Raw genomic sequence first — 19,670 nt, 5'->3', positions numbered from 1 at the left:
GGCCGGCGGCAGTGCGAGGTACACCGACCGATGTGTATTTCACATGGGTGGGCCGGGTGCCGTGCACGGGCGTCTAACGTGACCTCATGAACGGGTGGGGCAGGGCATTTCGGCGCAGGAGGGTCATCGGATCCGGGCCCGGGGGCACCGGGCCCGAGAACGCCGGTCCGAGCAGCGTGGACGATGCCGGTCCCGCGCCGGCGGTCCTCTCGGTGATCCTCCTCGTCGTCGTTCTCGGATTCTCCTTCGAGCCGGCTGTCGTCCTGCCGCGCCCCGCGGCGGTACCGATGGTGCTGCTCCAGCTGGCCACCTGCCTGCCGTCGACGCGGCGGCTGCGCGGTGCCTGGACCCTGGCGGCCCAGTTCCTGCTCGCGCCCTGGTCGGGCCTGCCCGGCTTCCTCGGCGCCTCCGTGCTGCTGGTCGTCGAACGGCGCCTGCGGTGGGCCCTGTTCGGCGTCATCGTGCTGGCCGCCGGGCCGCTCGCACCCGGTGACGGCAGTGTCCATTCCGTCCTGAACGGCATGGGCAACGCCCTTGCCCACGGGCTGATCATCTACGCGCTGACCAGGCTCACCGATCTCTACGCCGAACTGCGCGCCACTCTCGGCGCGTTGGGGCAGGCCCGGGTCACGGCCGAGCGGGAACGCGCCGGGCGGGACCTGGACGCGGTGCTGGGAGCGGCCCTGGCGGAGATCGCCCGGCTCGCCGGGCAGGGCACGCGGGCGGCGCGGGACATGGTGGTGGTCGCGCGGGCGGCTTCGGAGCGCGTGCGCGCCGCGCCGACCGTGCAGTCGGCGGAGTCGGAGGCGGAGGCGGACGACGGGGCGGACGTCACCGCCCGTGCCATGACGCCCGGGCCGGCGTGGCCCATCGTGGTCGCCACCCACCTGGAGTACCTGATCGTGGGCATGGCCTTCCTGCTCGGTGACGGGGTGCCCGGCGGGCGGATCGCCGGGTACGCGGCCGTGCTGGTGGCGGTGGTCGGGCTTCAGGCCTACCACTCCCTGCCCCGCCCGCCGGGCGTGCGTCCCCCGTACGCCGCATGGACGCTGGGCCTCCAACTCGCCCTGGTCCTGGTCGTGCTGGCCGCACCGGACGGCCCGTACCCCCAGCTGGTGGGGTTCGCGGCCGCCTCGGTGCTCATCGTCCGTCCCGCGCGCACCGGCTGGCCGGCGGCCGGGGCGCTGACGGCCGTCGCGGCGCTCGCGCTGCTGGCGCGGACGGACGGGCCCGGGGCGCGCGGCACCGCTCTCCTCCTGCTGGACATCGTGGTGATCGCTCTGGTCTTCTACGGCCTCGCCCTGCTCACCCGCCTCGTCCAGCAGGTGCGGGAGGCCCGCGAGGCGCTCGCCTCGCTGGTCGTGGCGCGAGAACGCCGGCGCATCGCGCGGGACGTCCACGACCTGCTGGGCTACGGGCTGTCGGCGATCGTCCTGAAGGGCGAGCTGGCGGTCCGCGACCCCGACCGGGAGCGGGCCGGCCGGCATCTCGCCGACGCCGCGGCGCTGGCGGAGCGGGCGTTGGCGGACCTCCGGGCGATCCCGGGGGAGGGCGCGGAGCTGACACTGGAGGAGGAACTGGCCTCCGCCCGGAGGGTGCTGGCCGCCGCGGGGATCGCCGTGCGGGTACAGGGAGCCGCGCACTCGGTGGACGGGGTGTCGCAGGCGCTGTTCGCCACGGTGCTCCGGGAGGCGGTGACGAACGTACTGCGGCACGCGGCCGGAGCCGGGCGGTGCGAGGTGGATCTCGGCCCGGGGCTGCTGCGGGTGGCGGACGACGGCCGGGCGCTCCCCGCACCCCAGCGGCGGGAAGGAGCCGGACCGGGGGCCGGCGGCAACGGGCTGCGGAACCTGCGTGAGCGCGCGGCCGCCCTCGGCGGGGTCCTGGAAGCGGGACCGGCCCCGCACGGCACAGGCCCGGGCGGGGCCCGCGGCTACGTCCTGACGGTCCGTCTGGAGTCCGCTCCCGTTCCCCTCACCGGTTGACCCGCCTCACGCCGAGGTCACGCCAACCAGCCCTGCTCCCGGGCGATCCGCACCGCGTCGAGCCGGTTGCGGGCATCGAGCTTGGTCACGGCCGCGCCGAGGTAGTTGCGCACGGTGCCCTGGGAGAGGTGCAACGCGTCGGCCATCTCCTCGATCTCGGCGCCGCCGGCGGCGAGCCGCAGCACGTCGCTCTCGCGAGGAGTGAGCGGGCTCGTCCTGGCGGTGAGAGCCGCTGCGGCCAGTTTCGGGTCGATGACGTGCTCCCCCGCGGCCACGCTGCGGATCGCGGCGGCCAGTTGATCCGGCTGGGCGTCCTTGAGCATGAACCCTCCCACCCGGGCGGCGAGTGCCGACCGCAGTGCCTCGGGGCGGCCGAGCGCGGTGAGGATCAGGACCCGGCAGTCGGGCAGCGCGGCCGCGAGGTCGCGGGCGGCGGAGAGTCCGTCGGCGCCGGGCATGTCCAGGTCGAGCACGGCGACGGTGGGCTGGTGGGCGAGCGCGGCGGGGAGGACGGCGTCCCCGCGGGCCACTTCGGCGACGACCTCCAGGTCGGCCTCCAGGTTCAGCAGGGCGGCCAGCGCCCCACGGAGCATGTGCATGTCCTCGGCCAGCAGAATGCGGATCACGGTCCCTCCCAGAGGATCCTAAGGGCCGGCCGGCAGGCCGGGGCGAGCTCACCGGCCTCCGCGGGCGCGGTGCGGCGTGTCACCGGACCTCGCCGACGAGTCACCGGTACCAAGGCATCACCAGGCAGTGATTCCCATGATGCAGAGGAGCCCCACCATGCCGTTCATCACCGTCGGCCGGGAGAACACCACCGACATCGACCTCTACTACGAGGACCACGGCGCCGGTCAGCCCGTCGTCCTCATCCACGGCTACCCCCTGGACGGACAGTCCTGGGAGAAGCAGCTCCCCGTCCTCCTCGACGCCGGCCACCGCGTCATCACCTACGACCGGCGCGGCTTCGGCCGGTCGAGCCGGCCCACCACCGGCTACGACTACGACACCTTCACCGCCGACCTCCACACCCTGATGGAGACCCTGGACCTCACCGACACCGTCCTCGTCGGCTTCTCCATGGGCACCGGCGAAGTGGGCCGCTACCTCGGCACCCACGGATCCTCTCGCGTCGCCAAGGCCGTGTTCCTCGCCGGCCTCGAGCCCTTTCTCCTCAAGACCGACGACAACCCCACGGGTGTCGACGGCAGCGTCTTCGAGGGCATCCTGGCCGCCGTCACGAGCGACCGCTACGCCTACTTCACCGACTTCTACCAGTCCTTCTACAACCTCGACGAGAACCTCGGCTCGCGCATCAGCGAAGAGGCCGTCCGGGCCTGCTGGGCCACGGCCGCCGGCGGCTCCCCGTACGCCTCCCGCGCGGCCGTCCTCACCTGGACCACCGATTTCCGGGCGGACATCCCCGGGATCGACGTCCCCGCGCTGATCCTCCACGGCACCGCGGACCGCATCCTCCCCATCGAGGCCACCGCCGAGCCCTTCCACAAGGCCCTCCCCCACGCCGACTACGTCGTCGTCGAGGGCGCTCCGCACGGTCTCCTCTGGACGCACGCCGAAGAGGTCAACAGCGCCCTCCTGGCCTTCCTGAAGAAGTGACAACGGCCGTTCCCGCGCGCGGTGTGCCCGCCTGCGGGCAGACTGATGCAAGAAATTTGCTTTAAGCTGGCCGCATGAGCCGAAAAGCGATGGTCCGCCCCGGAGGCCGCAGCGCGCGGGTCCAGCAGGCGGTCCACGCCGCCGTGCGGGAGCTCCAGACCGAGGTGGGGCGTACCGACCTGACCGTTCCGCTGGTCGCGGCGCGGGCCGGCGTCACTCCCTCGACGATCTACCGCCGCTGGGGCGACCTGCAGGAGCTGCTCTCGGACGTCGCCGTCGAGCATCTGCGCCCGGAGGAACCGCCGGAGGACCACGGCGACCTGCTGAAGGACCTGAGCAGCTGGGCCGAGCAGTTCATGGAGGAGATGTCCTCGCCCACGGGGCGTGCGTACATCCGCGACGCGCTGCTGGGGGATCCCGGCGGTGACAACGCGGGGCGGTGCTCGGCCTACGCGGCGGAGCAGGTCGGCATCGTGCTCGCCCGGGCCGTGGAGCGCGGCGAGGACGCCCCGGACGTCGAGACGGTGCTCGACCGGGTCGTGGCACCGATGATGTACCGGATCCTGTTCCGCCCCGGCGACCTCACCGGCACCTACGCACACCGCCTCGCGCGAGGGGCCGTCGAGGGCTTCGCCACCAGCGGCTGACCTGCCGTCCGCGGGGAACCGAACAGCCGTCACCCGTCACTGGCCCGCCGGGCATCAGGTGGCCGGTTCGAGGCGGTAGCCGTCCCCCTCCGCGACCACGCGCCCGGCGGTCGGCGCGGGGAAGTGCGTACCGAGGACCAGGGCGCCGGTGTCGGCGAGCCGGGCGAGCAGCGCTCGGCGGGTGGCCTCGGCCTGCGCGGGGTCGATGTCGACACAGGCGCCGATCTCCGGATGCGCCAGCTGCACGGGGTGGTGGACGGCGTCCCCGGTGATGAGGGCCGAGGCGCCCGCGCTGCTCACCTGTACGGCGATCTGGCCGGGAGTGTGCCCCGGGGCGGGCAGCAGGCGCAACCCGTCGGCCACGTCGGTCCCCCCGGCCGGTACGTCGACCAGGTCGAGCAGCCCCGCCTCCCCGACCGGCAGGACGGAGTCGCGGAACATGGCGCGCCGCGCCTCGTCCATGTCGTGGGCGGCCCAGAACTCGTACTCCGTCCGCGCCGTGAGGTACCGGGCGGCGGGGAAGGTCGGCGCCCAGGCGCCGTCGACCTTCCGGGTGTTCCATCCGACGTGGTCGGTGTGCAGGTGGGTGAGGATCACCAGGTCGACGTTCCCGGGAGTGAAGCCGATGTCCGCGAGGCGGGCGAGGTAGTCGGTGCGCAGGTCGTGCCACGCCGGGTTGGCCCTCGTCTTGCCGTTGCCGATCCCGGTGTCGACGAGGACGCGCAGGCCGTCCACGACCAGCGCGAAGCTGTGGCTGTGGAGGCGCAGGACGCCGTCCGGGCCGGCGAAGTCGGGCCGCAGCCACGGGTGTCCGGCGACCACGTCCGGGGTGGCGGCCGGCAGCAGCCACGGTCCGGTCGCGGGCGGCAGGGGCACTTCGTCGACGCGGTGGACCGTGATCTCCCCGACGGACCAGTGGGCGGCGGTTCCGGACGGCGGGGACGGCTCGGTGAACTGTGCGGTGCGCATGCGCGTGCTTCCTTCGTCTGCGGAGGTCCGGCAACCAGCAAAAGCGATTCATTCGCTTTAAGTGACCGTAGGCCCTACCGTGGACTAACGCAAGAAGTTAGCTTTAAGGCGGCGTGATGGTTCCGCGTTCCGCCGCTCCCTCTGAAGGAAGGCCGTGCATGTCCGCCTCAGACCCCACCCCTCCCGAAGCCGTCCGCCGGACCGAACGGTCCGGCCCGACGCCGTCCCATGACCGCCGCACGGAAGTGGAGGCCACCGCCGGCCACATCCATTCCGTCGTATCGCTCCTGCGGGAACTGGACTTCGGCGAGACGCCGCCCGCCGCGGCGTACCGCGCGGGAGGGGAGCAGCAGGATGCAGCCGTATGAGCTGACCGTGGCCGAAGCGGCCGAGGCCGTACGCACCGGGCAGGTCTCGCCGGTCGAACTGGTCGAATCGACGCTGGAGCGCATCGCGCAGGTCGAACCGCACCTGCGGGCCTTCACCATCGTGACGGCGGACCGTGCGCGCGCTGCGGCGCGCCGCGCGGAGACCGAGGTCGCCGGTGACGCGCACCGCGGGCCCCTGCACGGGATACCGGCCGCCCTCAAGGACCTCATCGACGTCGCCGGGCTGGCGACCAGCGCCAGCTCCCGGGTACGGGCGGGGCACCGCGCGGAGAGCGACAGCACCGTCGCCGCGCGGCTCGCCTCGGCCGGGGCCGCGCTCGTCGGCAAGACGCACACGCACGAGTTCGCCTACGGCCTGATCACCCCTCAGACGGTCAACGCCCGCAACCCGGCCCGGGTGGCGGGCGGTTCCAGCGGCGGATCCGCCGTCGCCGTGGCCGCGGGGGCGGCCCCCTTCGCCCTGGGCACCGACACCGGCGGGTCGATCCGGGTGCCCGCGGCCCTGAACGGGGTCGTCGGGCTGAAGCCGACGTACGGGCTGGTGCCGCGCCACGGCGTGACCTCGCTGGCCTGGTCGCTCGACCACGTCGGCCCGCTCACCCGCACCGTGGAGGACGCGGCGCTGGTCCTGGCCGCCCTGGTCGGGCACGACCCGCGCGACCCCGCGTCCGTCGCGGCACCGGCCGTGGACCACCGGCCCGGCCCCGGCACGGATCTCACGGGTCTTCGGGTGGGGGTGCCGGGCAACTACTACTTCGACCGGGTGGACCCCGAGGTGGAGGCCGCGGTCCGCCGGGCGATCGGGCGGCTGGAGGAGCTCGGCGCCCGGCTCGTCGACGTGGAGATCCCGATGACACGCTACGTCCGGGCCACCCAGTGGGGCCTGATGGTGCCCGAGGCCTCCGCGTACCACGAGCGGACGCTGCGGGCGGTGCCCGACCTGTACGGGGCCGACGTCCGGGTCCTCCTGGAAGCCGGCGAGCTCATGACCGCAGGGGACTACCTGCGGGCCCAGCGAGCCCGCACCCTCATGCGGCAGGCCTGGCAGGACATGCTGGAGGCGGTCGACGTGATCGCCGCACCGACCGTACCGCTCACCGCCGTCGAGACCGGCCGGACCAGCGTGACCTGGGGTGACGGCAGCGTGGAGAGCGTCTCCGACGCGTACGTACGACTGTCGGCCCCGGCCAACCTCACCGGCGTTCCCGCACTGAGCCTGCCCGTGGGCCTGGACCCGGCCGGGCTGCCCATCGGCATGCAGCTCATGGGGAGGCCGTTCGGCGAAGCCGCGGTGCTGCGTGCGGGACACGCCTACGAGCGGACCGGCACGGCCCTCGGCCTGGCTCCGGTCCCGGTCCCGTAGACACCGGCGCGCGGCGCACCGGATTCGGCGTGCGGGTCGCGCCCGTGCGCCGAACCAGCCGTGCCGGCAGCGTAGTTGAGCCAGTCACGGCGGCCGGGGCCGGCGCGTCTGGTGAGGGTGACCATGGCTATGTAATGTCACATCGCATGATGCTCTTACGGCGTGCGGCGTCGGCCGCAGCCCTTCTCGCCACCGTCCTTCCCCTGGCAGTCTCCTCCCCCGCGCACGCCGCCGACGGCGCCTCCTCCTGCCGCACCTCCGCGTCCGTACCGCTCGACGCCGAGCAGGCGCGCCTCGCGGACGCGCGCACCACGGCGCTCGTCGAGCGCGGCGGCCTCGGGGACTTCGTACGGCGCTTTCCCGCCGCGCTGTGCGCGACCCGCAGCCCCGCCGAGGCCGGCCGGCTGGTCGACTCCTGGGGCGAGGCGCTCTGGCAGGCCTCCGTGCGGCGGGCCCAGGGACAGCGGCCCGGTGGCGACCTCGCCCCCGGCGACGACCGGCCGCTGTACTGGGCGCGGCTCGGCATGACCGCCGTACTCGCCCGCTGGCAGCCGGAGTTCACCGTCGACCGGGCCGCACTGCGCGCGCGATTCGAGGACACCTCCCGCGGGCTGACGAACAACGCCTTCCGGACTGCGCCCGGCGTGCGACGCGTCTTCATCAGCGGGTTCGACCCCTTCGGGCTCGACGCCGAGATACGCCGGGCCAACCCGTCCGGATCGGCAGCCCTCCAGCTCAACGGCCGGCGCGTGACGCTCGCCGACGGCAGCGTCGCCGAGATCCGAGCCGTCGTCCTCCCCGTGCGCTACGCCGACTTCGACGCGGGCATGGTGGAGCGGGCGTTCGCCCCGCGCATGGCCGGCGGCCCCTCCTCGGCGGACATCATCACCACCGTCAGCCAGGGCTACCCAGGCATCTTCACGCTGGAGGCCTGGGCGGGCCGGGCCCGGTCCGCCGACCCGTACCCCGACAACGTGCGCGCCCTCTCCGGCGGCACCCGCGAACGTCCGGTGACCGCCCCCGGCCTCGGCCCGGGCCCGGAGTTCATCCGCACCACGCTCCCCGCCGACGCGGTCACCGGCGCCGTGCAGAGCCCGTACCCGGTCCTCCTCAACACCGACGTGACCGAGATTCCGGCGGGCGCCGCGGCTCCCGTCGACCGGACCGACGGCCCGACGCCGGGCTCGCGCGCCGTGGCGGGCGGCGGGGGCGGCTACCTGTCCAACGAGGTGGCCTACCGCTCCAACCGGCTGCGCTCCGAACTCGCCCCGCACCTGCCCGGCGGCCATCTCCACACGCCGGTCCTCACCGGCCTGCCGGCCGACCCCCAGCAGCTGACCGGCGCCGAGTTCGAACGCAACGAGACCGCGATCACCGCCGAGGTCCGCGCGGTCCTCGAACACGCCGCGGTGCGGCGTCCGTAGCAGCGCCCCGCCTGCGGTGCGTGCACCTGCCATGGGGCAGGATGGCAGCCCGTTCCGGATGCGTACACATGCCCGAACGAGGCTTCATGCACGACAAACTGACAGGTGACAAGGTGACGACACACCTCATACGACGGCCGGCAGCGTCCGCCACCACGGCCCGGGGCCGGCGCCGCGGAACGGAGGGCGTCCGTTGAACCGGGATCTCGTCCTGCACGACTGGCTGGTCGCCGGCATCGCACTGGCGGCGGGCGCCGCGGCCGGGCTGCTGCTGCGCGCCCTCCTGCGGTGGCTGGGGCGGCACGCCGAGCGGACCCGCTGGCGGGGCGACGACATCATCGTCGACGCGCTGCGCACCATCGCCCCCGGCGCCGCCCTCATCGCCGGCGCCGCGGTGGCGGCGACGACCCTGCCGCTCACCGCGCGGCTCTCGGGGTTCGTCAACCAGTCGCTGACCGCACTGCTCGTCCTCATCGCCACGCTCAGCGCGGCGCGGGTCGTCGCCGGGCTCGTCCAGTCCGTGGCGGGGGCCCGCACCGGAGTGGCCGGGTCGGCGAGCATCTTCGTCAACATCACCCGGATCGTGGTCCTCGTGATGGGCGTGCTCGTCGCCCTGGAGACCCTGGGCGTGTCCATCGCGCCCCTGGTCACCGCCCTCGGCGTGGGCGGTCTGGCGGTGGCCCTGGCGCTCCAGGACACCCTCGCCAACCTCTTCGCCGGCGTGCACATCCTCGCATCGAAGACCGTGCAGCCCGGTGACTACATCCGGCTCACCAGCGGCGAGGAGGGCTACGTCGTCGACATCAACTGGCGCAACACCGTGGTGCGCAACCTGTCGAACAACCTGGTCATCATCCCCAACGGCCGCCTCGCGCGGACGAACATGACCAACTTCACCCAGCCGGAGGCGCAGTTCTCGATCCTGGTGCAGGTGGGCGTGGGGTACGAGAGCGACCTGGAGCACGTCGAGCGCGTCACCCTCGACGTGGTCGACGCCGTGATGACGGAGGTGAACGGCGCAAACCCGGAGCACGAAGGGGCCGTCCGTTTCCACACGTTCGCGGACTCCCGGATCAACTTCACGGTGATCCTGGGCGTCGGCGAGTTCAGCGACCAGTACCGGATCAAGCACGAGTTCATCAAGCGTCTGCACCAGCGGTTCCGGGCCGAGGGCATCTCGATCCCCGCCCCGACGCGTACGGTCGCGCTCCACCAGGAGGACGTCCAGGTGTCGCCGTCGCCGCCGTCCTCGGCGCACGCGCCCGTCCCGCACCAGCGCGAGTCGTCCCCCTCGGCGTCGGCGTCCGCGTCGGCGTCGATGCTCGCGGACAGCGGCCGGTAGGTCTGCGCCACGCCCGGACGCCTGGAACGTCACGCTCCGCACACGTTCCCGGCGTCCGGGTACAAAATCCGTCCGCAGTGCGTCAAGACCTCACCATGGAGGGTGGCTCTCCGCTCACCGTTGGGCAGGTTCCGATCCGGGATCGTCACGTCCGGACGGAAGGCATCGCATGCCCGGGTACCGACTGCACGACCGCGCCGCGCTGTTCGGGGCCCTCGTGGTGCCCCTCCTCGTGGCACTCGCGCTCGTTCCGTTCCGTACGCGTCTTTCCCCGACCAACGAGGCACTGATCCTGGTCGTGGCCGTCGTCGCGATCGCCGCCTCGGGCACCCGGGCGGCCGCGGCCCTGGCCGCGCTCTCCGCGGCGGCGTGGTTCGCCCTCCTCCTCCTGGCCAGGCCGTACGAGCGGTTCACCTTCGCCGACCGGGACGAGCTCCAGACCGCCGCACTCCTGCTCGTCGTCGCACTGATCGTCTCGCAGCCGGCCGTCCGTGCCCGCAGACTGCACGCGGACGTCGCGACCGGGGCCGCGCACCTGTCCAGCCTCCGCGGCACCGCCCTGCTGACCGAGCGGGGCGGATCGCCGGACGCCGTGGTCGAGTTCGTCCGCGGGGAGCTCGTCGCCCTGCTGGGACTGCGCGGCTGCCGCTTCGAGTACGGAACCCTGATCGGGCGCCGGCCGCGGCTGGAGCACGACGGCGGTCTGTGGCTGCGCCGCGGCAGCGAGGTCACCGAGTACGCCGCCTGGCCGGACGGCGAGACCGAGCTGCGGGTGGTCGGGGGCGGGCACTACTACGGCCGGTTCCTCCTCGACCCGTTCCCCGGCCACGCCCTGCCCGCCGAGGACGCGCGCGCGGTGGCGCTCGCGCTGGCCGCCCTGGCGGGCGCCGCCCTGGACACGGCCGGTGTGTCCCACCGGGGCTGAGCGCCGCTCACGGCCTGCCGCGGTGGACGCGGGCCAGGACGAGGACCGTGTCGTCGGTCGGCGGGTCGGGCAGCAGGCTCGCGAGCATGCGGTCCGCCATCTCCTCCAACGGCGCTCCGTCCCTGCCCAGTTCGGCGCGCAGCGCGTCCAGGCCCACTTCGATGTCCCGGTCCCGCGCCTCGATGAGGCCGTCGGTGTAGAGGGCGAGGGTCGAGTGCTCGGGCAGTTCGATCTCGGTCATCCGGAACGGGGAGCCGCCGACGCCCAGCGGGACGCCCAGGACCGCATCGACCGTCTCCACCGTGCCGTCCGGCCGGAGCACCAGGGGCGGAGGGTGGCCGGCGCTGGCGATGCGGGCTCGACCGGTCCGGGGGTCGTAGACGATGTACAGGCAGGTCGCGAGCTCGATGCCGGCCTCCTGGGCGCACGCGTCGAGTTCGGTGAGCAGGTCGGCAGGCTCGCTGCCGTGCCGGGCCAGCGCCTTGGTGGTGATGCGGAGGTGACCCATGGCGGCCGCCGCCGACACCCCGTGTCCCATCACGTCGCCCACGACGAGGGCGACCCGGCCGTCGGGCAGGTTGATCACGTCGTACCAGTCGCCGCCGACCTCGGTGATCCTGCTGCCCGGCACGTACCGGTGGGCCACGTCCACGTACGGGCTGGCGGCGAGCGTGGTGGGGAGCAGGGCCCGCTGCAGGGTGAGCGCGATGTCCTGGACGCGGCTGTAGAGACGGGCGTTGTCCAGGCAGATCGCGGCGCGCGAGGCGAGTTCACCGGCCAGGCTGACGTCCTCCTCGGAGAAGGGCGGACGGGCGGCGGACCGGCCGAACATGGCGATGCCCTGCACGGTGCCCCGGGCGATCAGCGGGGCGACGAGGATGCAGGCCACGCCGCTCTCGCCCATGATCTTCGTGCGTGACTCGGTGACGACGGTCCGGGCCAGGAACTCCTCGTCCACCATGGCCGAGACGGCGCGGCCGGTGCGCAGCATGTCGTGGATGACGGAGCCCGGCGGGTAGCGGACCTTCTCCACCCCGCTCACGAGTTCCACGGCCGGCTCGGCGAGGAGCGTCCCGGAGGCGATCCGGCGGGTGAACAGGGGTCGCTCCGGATCAAAGTCCTCCGTCTCGTCCATCCACTCGACGACCTCGACCACGGCGCCGTCGCAGAAGTCCGGCATCGACGCGTCGACCAGTTCCTGGGCGGTGAGGTTCACGTCCAGGGTGGTCCCGATCCGGGTGGAGGCCCCGTCGAGGAGCGCCAGCCGGCGACGGCTGGCGGTGGCTTCCAGGAGGGCTCGTTCCCGGTCGGTCACGTCCACCATCAGCCCGCCCACGCCGGGGTTCGAGCCGACTGCCTGGCTCAGCGGGAAGAAGCTCACGGAGCGGACCTGGTCGCGGTCGGGGTGTCCCCGGGGGCGCACGCCGACCAGGGTGCCGACGACGGGCGCTCCGCCGAGGGCGACGGCGCGGAGCATGCGCTCGTACTCACCACCGTCGGACATGATCATGACCTCGTCCATGCGCCGCCCGAGGTGGGCCTCGATCGGCAGGCCGTCCATGTCGGCGAGCGCCTGGTTGAGGTGGATGTAGCGCAGGTCCGGGTCGAGCATGACCAGGCCGATCGGGCAGGTCTCGAAGAGTGCGTCGAGGAAGGCGAGATTGGTCTTCACCCGGTCGAGTGCGTCGCTGCGGCTCGCCAGGACCATCACCACCGAGGGGCCGCCGGTTCCGGTCACGGAGAAGGAGCGGAAGCCGCAGTCGAAGGCCGTGCCGTCCTGATGACGGACCGTCAGCCTCCCCCGCCAGTAGCCGCGGGTACGGCCCTGTTCCGTCAACCGGGCGCAGGACGCGGATTCGCCCCCGGAGCCGTCGGCGAAGAGAACGGCGCCGGGCCGCCCGAGGACGGCGGGCGGGTCGTACCCGAAGAGGGCGCCCGCGCCGGGCCCCCAGTAGCAGACGAGGTCGTTGTCATCGATGCCGAGGACGGCCACGGGCACGCGCTCCAGCAGCGCCCCCGGCTCGGACCAGATCGGGCCGTGGATCTCCTCGCCCCCCGGCTGGGCCGATGGCACGAGACGTCCCCTTCCGCACGCCGTTCCTTGCACATCATTATGCGGACACGGTATGCGGACGCGCCGGGTGTCGCGCGGCAGGCGCCGCGCCCCGGCCCGCCCGCCGGGGACATCCCCACGACCTGACCATCGAGTGGTCCGGCATCTGCAAGATGCAGTACACGTTCTTCCTTGCAAATTCGCGCCTGAAGTACTCTTTCTCCTCTCGGACGATTCACCGTGCCAGGACGGGCCGGACCAGCGCGATTCCGTGCCCGGAACCAGGAGCCGTCCCGGGCCGGCTCCTGTTGACTGGCCGTGGCCACCACCCTCCGGACCGCTTGGCGGCTCTCGCGGTCCGGAACGGCCTGGTGCAGGAAGCCCCTGCGTGCCGATCGCGGTGTTCGGCGCGCAGGGGCTCCGCCGACAGAAGGCGGTCCGGCCTGTCGGGGCATCCGTACGCCGGCGCACCCGTACATCGTGGAGCCGGGACGGCCCGCGTTTCGACACACCGGCACCTGCCGTGCCCGCCGGGCTCCAGCATGATCGATCCTGTGCACCGCACCGCACCCCGGCGCAGGCGCACGCGCCGCGGCCCCCGCCGCACTTCCTTCGATCACGGGAGTCCGACCCATGTCCGACATCAGCGTGCGTTCCGTTCGGGACGGGGACTTCGCCCAGTGGCGCGCCCTGTACCGCGGCTACGCCGACTTCTACAAGGTGGAGCAGACCGAGGAGGCCGCCGCCACGGTGTGGTCGTGGGTGACCGACCCCGCCCACGAGGTCGGCGCGCTGGTGGCCGAGGACGCCGGGGGCCGGCTCCTGGGCCTTGCGCACTACCGGCCGTTCGCGCGCCCGCTCTCCGCGACGGTGGGCTGCTTCCTCGACGACCTGTTCGTGGCACCGGAGCACCGCGGCTCGGGCGCCGCCGACCTGCTGCTCGGTGCGCTGCGCGAGCTCGCGGCAGAGCGGGGCTGGAGCGTGGTCCGGTGGATCACGGCCGACGACAACCACCGTGCGCGTTCCAAGTACGACCAGGTGGCCACCCGGACCATGTGGGTCACCTACGACATGGCCCCCTGAACACCGCCCGGGGGCGCCGTCGCAGCTTCGGAGCGGTGGCGGTCAGGCCGGCAGGTCCATCAGGAGCAGCGGGGTCGTGGTGGGCTGCCGGGATCCTCCGGAAGGTTCGAGGCTGAGGCCGACCGCGTCGGCGCCGGCGGCGTCGCCGTCGATGAGTACGGTGCCGTCCCGCTGGATGAATCCGGCCGGGCTCATGGTGCCCTCGTGGTCCAGCCAGAGCTGGTAGGTCGTGCCGGGGACGGGGGCAGGCAGGCCGCTCGCGGTGAAGACGGCCTTGTTGCGCACCGCCGAGGAGACGACGGCGGCCGAGGCTCCGTTGCTGGTGCGTCCATGGGCGGCGCGGGCATCGGGAGCGGTCAGGACCGTGGTGACGTCGTCCAGGCGCTGTTCGCTCTGGCGGGCCTGCTGTTCGTAGCGGCGGCTCTCCTGGTGCTGCCACGCGGCCAGACCTGCGAACAGGGCGCCGGCCGTCACGCTCGCGGCCACGGTGAACAGGGCGGCCCTGCGGCGCAGCGCGCCGCGCAGCGGGACCGGGGACAGCACGGAACTCCGGGGCGGGAGCTGGCGCACGCCGTCGACGGCGGCCATGGCCTGCTGCTTCATGGCGGCGGGCGGCGGCTGGCCCACGGCGGCGGCCAGACGTGCGGCGGTGGCCCGGAACTCGGCGACTTCCTGGCGGCATTCCTCGCAGCGGGCGAGGTGGGCGGTGAACGGCTCGCGTTCGCCGGGGTCGAGGGCGTCCAGGGCGTAGGCGGCGGTGAGGGCGTGGACGTCGGTCCGGGGCCGGTTCATGTGGTCACCCCCATGCAGTCGCGGAGCCGGATCAGTCCGTCGCGCATGCGTGTCTTGACGGTGGGGAGCGGCGCGCGCAGGACTTCGGCGACTTCGCGGTAGGTCAGGCCCCGGTAGTAGGCGAGGGTCACCGCCTGCCGCTGGAGTTCGGTGAGGCCGCGCAGGCAGCGGCGGACCTGTTCGCTGTCCAGCCGGATCTCGACCTGCTCGGCGACCTCGTCGAAGGCCGTCCGGTGCTCGCGGGCGGCCTGCGCGCGTTCCCGGTCGGCGGACGCCTGGGCGGAGCGGACCCGGTCCACGGCCCGCCGGTGGGCGATGGTCGCCGCCCAGGTGGTGACGCTGCCGGCGTCGGGGCGGTAGCGGGCGGCCTGCCGCCACAGGTCGATCATGACCTCCTGGGCGACCTCCTCGGACTGGGCCCGGTCGCGTACGACCTTGATCACGATCCCGAGGACCAGGGGGGCGAGGGCGTCGTACAGGACGGAGAACGCCTGTTTGTCGCCCTGGGCGACCTGCCCCATGACCTGGGCCAGGTCGGTGCGGTCGGCAGGGCCGGGGCCGAAGGGCATCGGCTGGTTCACAGGGCGGGCTCCGGCCGGGGGCGGGGCGTCCATCGCATGGTGGTCCTTGTCCGGGGGGTGAGTCTCATGGTTCTTCGTAGCGGACGTGCGTGCGGATGGGAGCGCGTTCACGCTCGGGAACTGCCGTCGGTTCCCTCCTTGGAGGGAACCGCGCCGTCGGCCGCCGGGCCTCAGGCGTCGGGCCAGGTGAGTACGGCGATGACCTGCTTGCCGCGCGGCGAGCGGCTGACGAAGAGGTCGGCTCCGAGCGCCCGGACGATCTGCAGCCCGTGCCCCCGCGTGGCGAGCACCCCTGGGCCGCCGCCCCGCTGCGGCAGGGAGAGTGAGCCGTCGCTGACGCAGATGCCCGCCCGCCCGCTCTCCAGGCTGATCGTGAGCGCGTACGGGGGCATGGCGTGCCGGACGGCGTTGGTGACCAGCTCGGAAGCGATCAGCAGGATGTCGCAGGCAGTCTCGTGCGGGCAGCGCCCGGGGTGCAGGGCCAGGGTGCGCGCGGCGCTGCGGCGGGCTTCCCGGGCGGCCTGCGGCCCTGACGGCAGAGGGTGGTGCACGGTCCCCGGCCGCGCCGGGGATGCGGTTGCGGTGTCCATGACTCTTCCTCGGGAACGGACGGGGTTCCGGGGCGGTGACCCCGGAACCCCTGTGTGCCGGTCGGTCCGCGCTACCACTTGCCGTGGCAGTTCCAGTGGCCCGGGACCCAGTGCTTGGCCCAGTGGCCGGAATTCCAGTTCTGCTTCGAGTGGTCCTTGCCCCACCAGCCGTCGTGCCCGCTGCCGTGGCGCCACTTCGATTCCCAGTGGCCCTTCACCCAGGTGCACCGCTCATGGCGGTCCCACCGGTCCCACCGGTTCTGTCGGTGGTCACGGTCGCGGTCGCGGTCTCCGGTGAGCGTCGAGGTCACCGTGGCGGATGCCGCGGGGGCGGCGTTCGCGGTGCCGGCGAGGCCCAGCAGTGACCCGCCGGCCAGCAGTCCGGCCGACGCGGCCCCCACGAGCAGACGCCGCGTGTGCAGCGAACCGGTCATCGCACTCACCTCCTTCCCTTCATCGGACGGTCGATTCAACGGCCCCTTCAGCCTCAGGAGCCTCACCAGGGATTCGCCACCACCCGGGTGAGGGATTGGAAAAACCTCATTGATGACCAAAACGGACCGGCGGGAGGATCCGGGCCGGCTACCAGCGAGTACCGCATTTGCTAGGTGAAATCACTGATTCGACTGCAGTTGCCGCCCAATCCGGCTGATACATTCCGCATGCGCAATCCGCACACCCCGTCCCGTCACCGCTGTCCCCGATCCGGGTCGACGCCGTGCGGGCACCTCGGTCGGACCGAAGTCCCGAGAACCACCACGGATGCGTCGGAGGCCGTGCGGCCACGGCCGCCTGCAAGCCGAGATCCACCTCCGAAGGGGAGATTCTGATGCGAAAGATGCTTCTGCGGCGCCCTGCCGCCAGGAAGGCGCTGGTCGTGGCCGCCCTGCTGGCCCTTGCCGTGCCGGGAATCGCGTACGCCAACACGGTCGGCGTGACCGTGAAGACCCCGGGCGCCACCATGGGGCCCGGCTCGCCTTTCTCCGAGATATCGACGAACGCCGCCTGCAGCAGCGGCCTGATCTCCGGTGGCGGTGTCAACCAGGCCATCGGCACCGGCACATCGTCGAACGGCAACAAGATCAACGGCACCTCGCCGAGCCCCGACGGCAGCACCGAGTACACCGGCTCCACCGGCGTGGTCGGTACCGACGTGACCCACTGGCTCGGCATCGGCGGCAGCGGCGGCGCGGTGAACGCCTCCTTCTCCAGCACGCCGTACGCGATGTGCTTCACCAGCAGCCTGATCAACCACACCGAAGTGGTGATGAACAAGCTCGCCGGGCCGACGAGCAGCGGCACGGTGGGCCTGGTCACGGCCACCTGCCCGGCCAACACCCGGCTGCTCGGCGGCGGCGCCCGCATCACCCCGGCCGGCGTCGGCAGCCTCAAGCCGATCGCGAGCTTCCCCACCTTCAACGACTCCGCCCACGGTTTCGGCCAGAAGGCCGCGGCCGACGGTGAGAGCGACCCCGACTCCTGGAGCGCGGTCGGCTGGAACGGTGGCGGCGGCAACAGCAACAACACCACGTACGCGTACGCGATCTGCAGCGGCAACAACATCGACGTCAGCGGCGCCACGGTCACGGTCCGCCACAGCGAGGTGAGCGGTCCGACCGCGGCGACCAGCGGCCAGACCGTCACGGTCGGCTGCGGCGGCAACGACGGAAAGCTGGTCGGCGGCGGCGCCGCGATCAGCGGAGGCAACGTCACGACCACCAGCTTCACCGGGCCCGGTTCCGTCGGCGACCACCTCAACGGCAGCTACCCCAGCAACTCCGGCGGCACCCCGGTCGGCGACGGAACCACCACCGCCTCCTACTGGACGGCCGTCACCCACACCGGCGGGGGCAGCTCTCCGGGCACCTACTCCGACGCCTGGGCGCTCTGCGCCGACGACGGCGTCTGAGCCACCGACAGCAGCGCACCTCTTCCCAAGTACTCTCGTTTGGAACCTCGTTGAGACTCTTCAGATCCAAGGCAGCAGTATCGGCCGGCGTGACCGGTCTGCTGGCAGCCGTGCTGGCGGCGGTACCCGCGACCGCCGATCCGGCCCAGGCACCATCGCCGTTGCCCTGCGGCGCGGGCGGCACGTTCACCGCCTCACCCCCCGCCTGCACCTACACGGCGGTCGGTACGGACCTCTTCACCGTCCCTGAGGGCGTGAGCGCGGCGACCATCGACGTGTTCGGCGCCGAGGGCGGCAGCGCGGCCGGCTTCGTCACCCCCAACCCCCCGAACGAGGGGGCACCCGGCGGGCTCGGCGGCGGGACCCGCGCGACCTTCGCCGTGAGCGCCGGGCAGAACCTGCAGATCACGGTGGGCGGCGCCGGGAGTTCCGGCAGCTCGCGGCGCGGCGAGTACGCCCGGCCCGGCGGCACGGGCCACGGGGCCGGAGGCGGCGGCGCGCACGGCGGGGGCGGCTCCGGCGGCGGCGCCACCGACGTACGCGTCGGCGCCTTCGGCCCGGCCGACCGGATCCTCGTCGCCGGTGGCGGCGGGGGCGCCGGCAACGGCGGGCCCCTGCTGCGCGGCGGCCACGGCGGCGGCCCGGCCGGCGAACCCGGCGGACAGGGCGGCGGCCAGCCGGGATCCGGCGTGGCGGGCGGCGGCGCGACCCGGAGCGCCCACGGCACCGGCAGCCCCAACTCCGCCCTCGGCGGCCCCGGAACGGCCGGGAGCGACATCGACCCCAATACCGGGCAGCCCAATCCGGGCAGCGGCGGCCCCGGCGGCAACGGCGCACGCGGCGGCAACGGCGGCGGAGGCGGGGGCGGCGGCTACTTCGGCGGCGGAGGCGGGGGCGGCGGCTACTTCGGCGGCGGAGGCGGCTCCGGCGGCGGGAACCCCGACAACCTGTACGGGGCCGGTGGCGGGGGCGGCAGCGGCTTCGCGGCCCCCGCGGCGACCGACGTTTCCCTGCTGCCCGGTGTGAACCGCGGCAACGGCCGGGCCGTCGTCTCGTTCCGCTACACGGCCACGCTCACGGTGGCCGCCGACACGGCCGCACCGCTGTTCGGGCACCCCGTCACCCTGACCGCCGCCGTCTCCGCGGCCGGCCCGGTGACGCCGGGCGGGACGGTCACCTTCTTCGACGGGACGACCCCGCTGGCGGCCGTGCCCCTCGACGGCGGCCGGGCCCTGCTGCGCACCGCCGCGTTGCGGCCCGGCCCCCACGCGATCACCGCGTCGTACGGCGGGGACACGAGCCACGCGCCGGGGGCGACGGCGGCGCCGTCCGAGGTCGCCGTCGGCTTCAGCCGGCCGTGCATCACGACGGCCCGCGTCGGCACCCTGACGGTGGCCGCCGGCCAGGCGCTCTGCATCGCCTCCGGCGGCAGCCAGACCGGTCCCGTCAAGGTGGCGCCGGGCGGGTCCCTGGCCGTCACGGACGCCCGTGTCACGGGCCCGGTGTCCGCCGAGGGCGCGCTCGCCGTCACCATCTGCCACTCACGTCTCACCGGCCCCGTCTCCGTCACGGGAAGCACCGGCCACGTCCTGGCCGGCTCGGACCGCGAGACGGCCGGGTGCGGCGGCAACACCTTCCAGGGACCGCTGACCCTGGAGGGCAACACCGGCGGTCTCCAGGCTTCGGCCAACACGGTCATTGGACCCGTTCGGATCGACGGCAACAGCGGCAATGGACCACTGCCCGACGCGGGCGCCCCCGCGTTCCGGGCCAACCAGGTCACCGGACCCCTGCGCTGCGAGGGCAACGCACCGGAGCTGGTTCACACGGGCACCCTCGTCCAGGGGCCCCGGTCCGGCCAGTGCCGCACGGCTTCCTAGTGCTGTGGCCGGAATGGTGTGCCGGGGTCGCGGTGTCCGGTGCGGTGCATCGCAAGGCGGAGGGCCACGGCTCGTACTGGACGTACTTGCGTGGTCCGACAACGCGGCGAGGTGCCGTGCC

At 73.4% G+C, this 19,670-nt stretch carries 18 protein-coding genes; 11 read left to right on the top strand and 7 right to left on the bottom strand.

The annotated features are described in order from the left end of the window. Positions 1 to 176 precede the first annotated feature (176 nt). Positions 177 to 1,985 (top strand): sensor histidine kinase, encoded by a 1,809-nt coding sequence (locus tag OG753_RS34500; RefSeq protein WP_405791335.1) that lies wholly within the window; start codon positions 177 to 179, stop codon positions 1,983 to 1,985. 17 nt (positions 1,986 to 2,002) lie between these two features. Here the strand turns inward: OG753_RS34500 and OG753_RS34495 are convergent, their stop codons facing one another. Then, complete coding sequence (locus OG753_RS34495) at positions 2,003 to 2,611, bottom strand: response regulator transcription factor (protein ID WP_327265577.1); 609 nt, start codon at positions 2,609 to 2,611, stop codon at positions 2,003 to 2,005. Between the two features lie 157 nt (positions 2,612 to 2,768). On the opposite strand from OG753_RS34495, the gene OG753_RS34490 reads away from it, so the two are divergent. After that, the gene (locus OG753_RS34490) at positions 2,769 to 3,602 is read left to right on the top strand and encodes an alpha/beta fold hydrolase (protein ID WP_405791334.1); all 834 of its coding nucleotides are present in this window, start codon (positions 2,769 to 2,771) and stop codon (positions 3,600 to 3,602) included. A 74-nt stretch (positions 3,603 to 3,676) separates the two neighbouring features. Then, positions 3,677 to 4,249 (top strand): TetR/AcrR family transcriptional regulator, encoded by a 573-nt coding sequence (locus OG753_RS34485; protein WP_327265575.1) that lies wholly within the window; start codon positions 3,677 to 3,679, stop codon positions 4,247 to 4,249. Between the two features lie 54 nt (positions 4,250 to 4,303). Here the strand turns inward: OG753_RS34485 and OG753_RS34480 are convergent, their stop codons facing one another. Continuing rightward, positions 4,304 to 5,218 (bottom strand): MBL fold metallo-hydrolase, encoded by a 915-nt coding sequence (locus OG753_RS34480; RefSeq protein WP_405791333.1) that lies wholly within the window; start codon positions 5,216 to 5,218, stop codon positions 4,304 to 4,306. 158 nt (positions 5,219 to 5,376) lie between these two features. Here OG753_RS34480 and OG753_RS34475 point away from each other — a divergent pair, with 158 nt between their 5' ends. The 5 genes from OG753_RS34475 to OG753_RS34455 all read left to right on the top strand — a co-directional run bounded on the left by OG753_RS34475 (position 5,377) and on the right by OG753_RS34455 (position 10,661). After that, positions 5,377 to 5,586 (top strand): hypothetical protein, encoded by a 210-nt coding sequence (locus tag OG753_RS34475; protein ID WP_405791332.1) that lies wholly within the window; start codon positions 5,377 to 5,379, stop codon positions 5,584 to 5,586. Next, entirely contained in the window at positions 5,573 to 6,970 is a 1,398-nt protein-coding gene (locus OG753_RS34470) for an amidase (RefSeq protein ID WP_327265572.1), read from the top strand. Before OG753_RS34475 ends, OG753_RS34470 begins: the two co-directional genes overlap by 14 nt. A 146-nt stretch (positions 6,971 to 7,116) precedes the next feature. Then, positions 7,117 to 8,394, top strand: a complete 1,278-nt coding sequence (locus tag OG753_RS34465; RefSeq protein WP_405791331.1) for a pyroglutamyl peptidase — start codon at positions 7,117 to 7,119, stop codon at positions 8,392 to 8,394. A gap of 193 nt (positions 8,395 to 8,587) precedes the next feature. Continuing rightward, the gene (locus OG753_RS34460) at positions 8,588 to 9,736 is read left to right on the top strand and encodes a mechanosensitive ion channel family protein (RefSeq protein ID WP_327265570.1); all 1,149 of its coding nucleotides are present in this window, start codon (positions 8,588 to 8,590) and stop codon (positions 9,734 to 9,736) included. A 169-nt stretch (positions 9,737 to 9,905) separates the two neighbouring features. Further along, positions 9,906 to 10,661 (top strand): DUF4118 domain-containing protein, encoded by a 756-nt coding sequence (locus tag OG753_RS34455; protein ID WP_327265569.1) that lies wholly within the window; start codon positions 9,906 to 9,908, stop codon positions 10,659 to 10,661. Positions 10,662 to 10,668: 7 nt separating this feature from the next. Here the strand turns inward: OG753_RS34455 and OG753_RS34450 are convergent, their stop codons facing one another. Then, positions 10,669 to 12,735 (bottom strand): SpoIIE family protein phosphatase, encoded by a 2,067-nt coding sequence (locus tag OG753_RS34450; RefSeq protein ID WP_405791330.1) that lies wholly within the window; start codon positions 12,733 to 12,735, stop codon positions 10,669 to 10,671. A 612-nt stretch (positions 12,736 to 13,347) separates the two neighbouring features. Here OG753_RS34450 and OG753_RS34445 point away from each other — a divergent pair. Continuing rightward, positions 13,348 to 13,797 (top strand): GNAT family N-acetyltransferase, encoded by a 450-nt coding sequence (locus tag OG753_RS34445; protein WP_327265567.1) that lies wholly within the window; start codon positions 13,348 to 13,350, stop codon positions 13,795 to 13,797. A 42-nt stretch (positions 13,798 to 13,839) separates the two neighbouring features. Here the strand turns inward: OG753_RS34445 and OG753_RS34440 are convergent, their stop codons facing one another. The 4 genes from OG753_RS34440 to OG753_RS34425 all read right to left on the bottom strand — a co-directional run bounded on the left by OG753_RS34440 (position 13,840) and on the right by OG753_RS34425 (position 16,194). After that, a complete protein-coding gene (locus OG753_RS34440; protein WP_327265566.1) occupies positions 13,840 to 14,589 on the bottom strand; it encodes an anti-sigma factor in 750 nt (249 codons plus the stop codon). After that, positions 14,586 to 15,158, bottom strand: coding sequence for an ECF RNA polymerase sigma factor SigK (sigK, locus tag OG753_RS34435; RefSeq protein ID WP_327266998.1), 573 nt, complete (start codon positions 15,156 to 15,158; stop codon positions 14,586 to 14,588). Before sigK ends, OG753_RS34440 begins: the two co-directional genes overlap by 4 nt. Positions 15,159 to 15,340: 182 nt before the next feature. Beyond that, entirely contained in the window at positions 15,341 to 15,760 is a 420-nt protein-coding gene (locus OG753_RS34430) for an ATP-binding protein (RefSeq protein ID WP_405791329.1), read from the bottom strand. 71 nt (positions 15,761 to 15,831) lie between these two features. Beyond that, complete coding sequence (locus OG753_RS34425) at positions 15,832 to 16,194, bottom strand: hypothetical protein (protein ID WP_327265564.1); 363 nt, start codon at positions 16,192 to 16,194, stop codon at positions 15,832 to 15,834. A 395-nt stretch (positions 16,195 to 16,589) separates the two neighbouring features. On the opposite strand from OG753_RS34425, the gene OG753_RS34420 reads away from it, so the two are divergent. Both OG753_RS34420 and OG753_RS34415 read left to right on the top strand, forming a co-directional pair. Beyond that, the gene (locus tag OG753_RS34420) at positions 16,590 to 17,669 is read left to right on the top strand and encodes a hypothetical protein (RefSeq protein WP_405791328.1); all 1,080 of its coding nucleotides are present in this window, start codon (positions 16,590 to 16,592) and stop codon (positions 17,667 to 17,669) included. 89 nt (positions 17,670 to 17,758) lie between these two features. Then, the gene (locus OG753_RS34415) at positions 17,759 to 19,549 is read left to right on the top strand and encodes an Ig-like domain-containing protein (protein WP_405791327.1); all 1,791 of its coding nucleotides are present in this window, start codon (positions 17,759 to 17,761) and stop codon (positions 19,547 to 19,549) included. Positions 19,550 to 19,670 lie beyond the last annotated feature (121 nt).

The organism is Streptomyces sp. NBC_00029 (genome assembly GCF_045160505.1).
In the GTDB taxonomy this organism is placed as follows: Bacteria; Actinomycetota; Actinomycetes; order Streptomycetales; family Streptomycetaceae; genus Streptomyces.
This window is presented reverse-complemented; position numbering and strand designations above follow the sequence as displayed.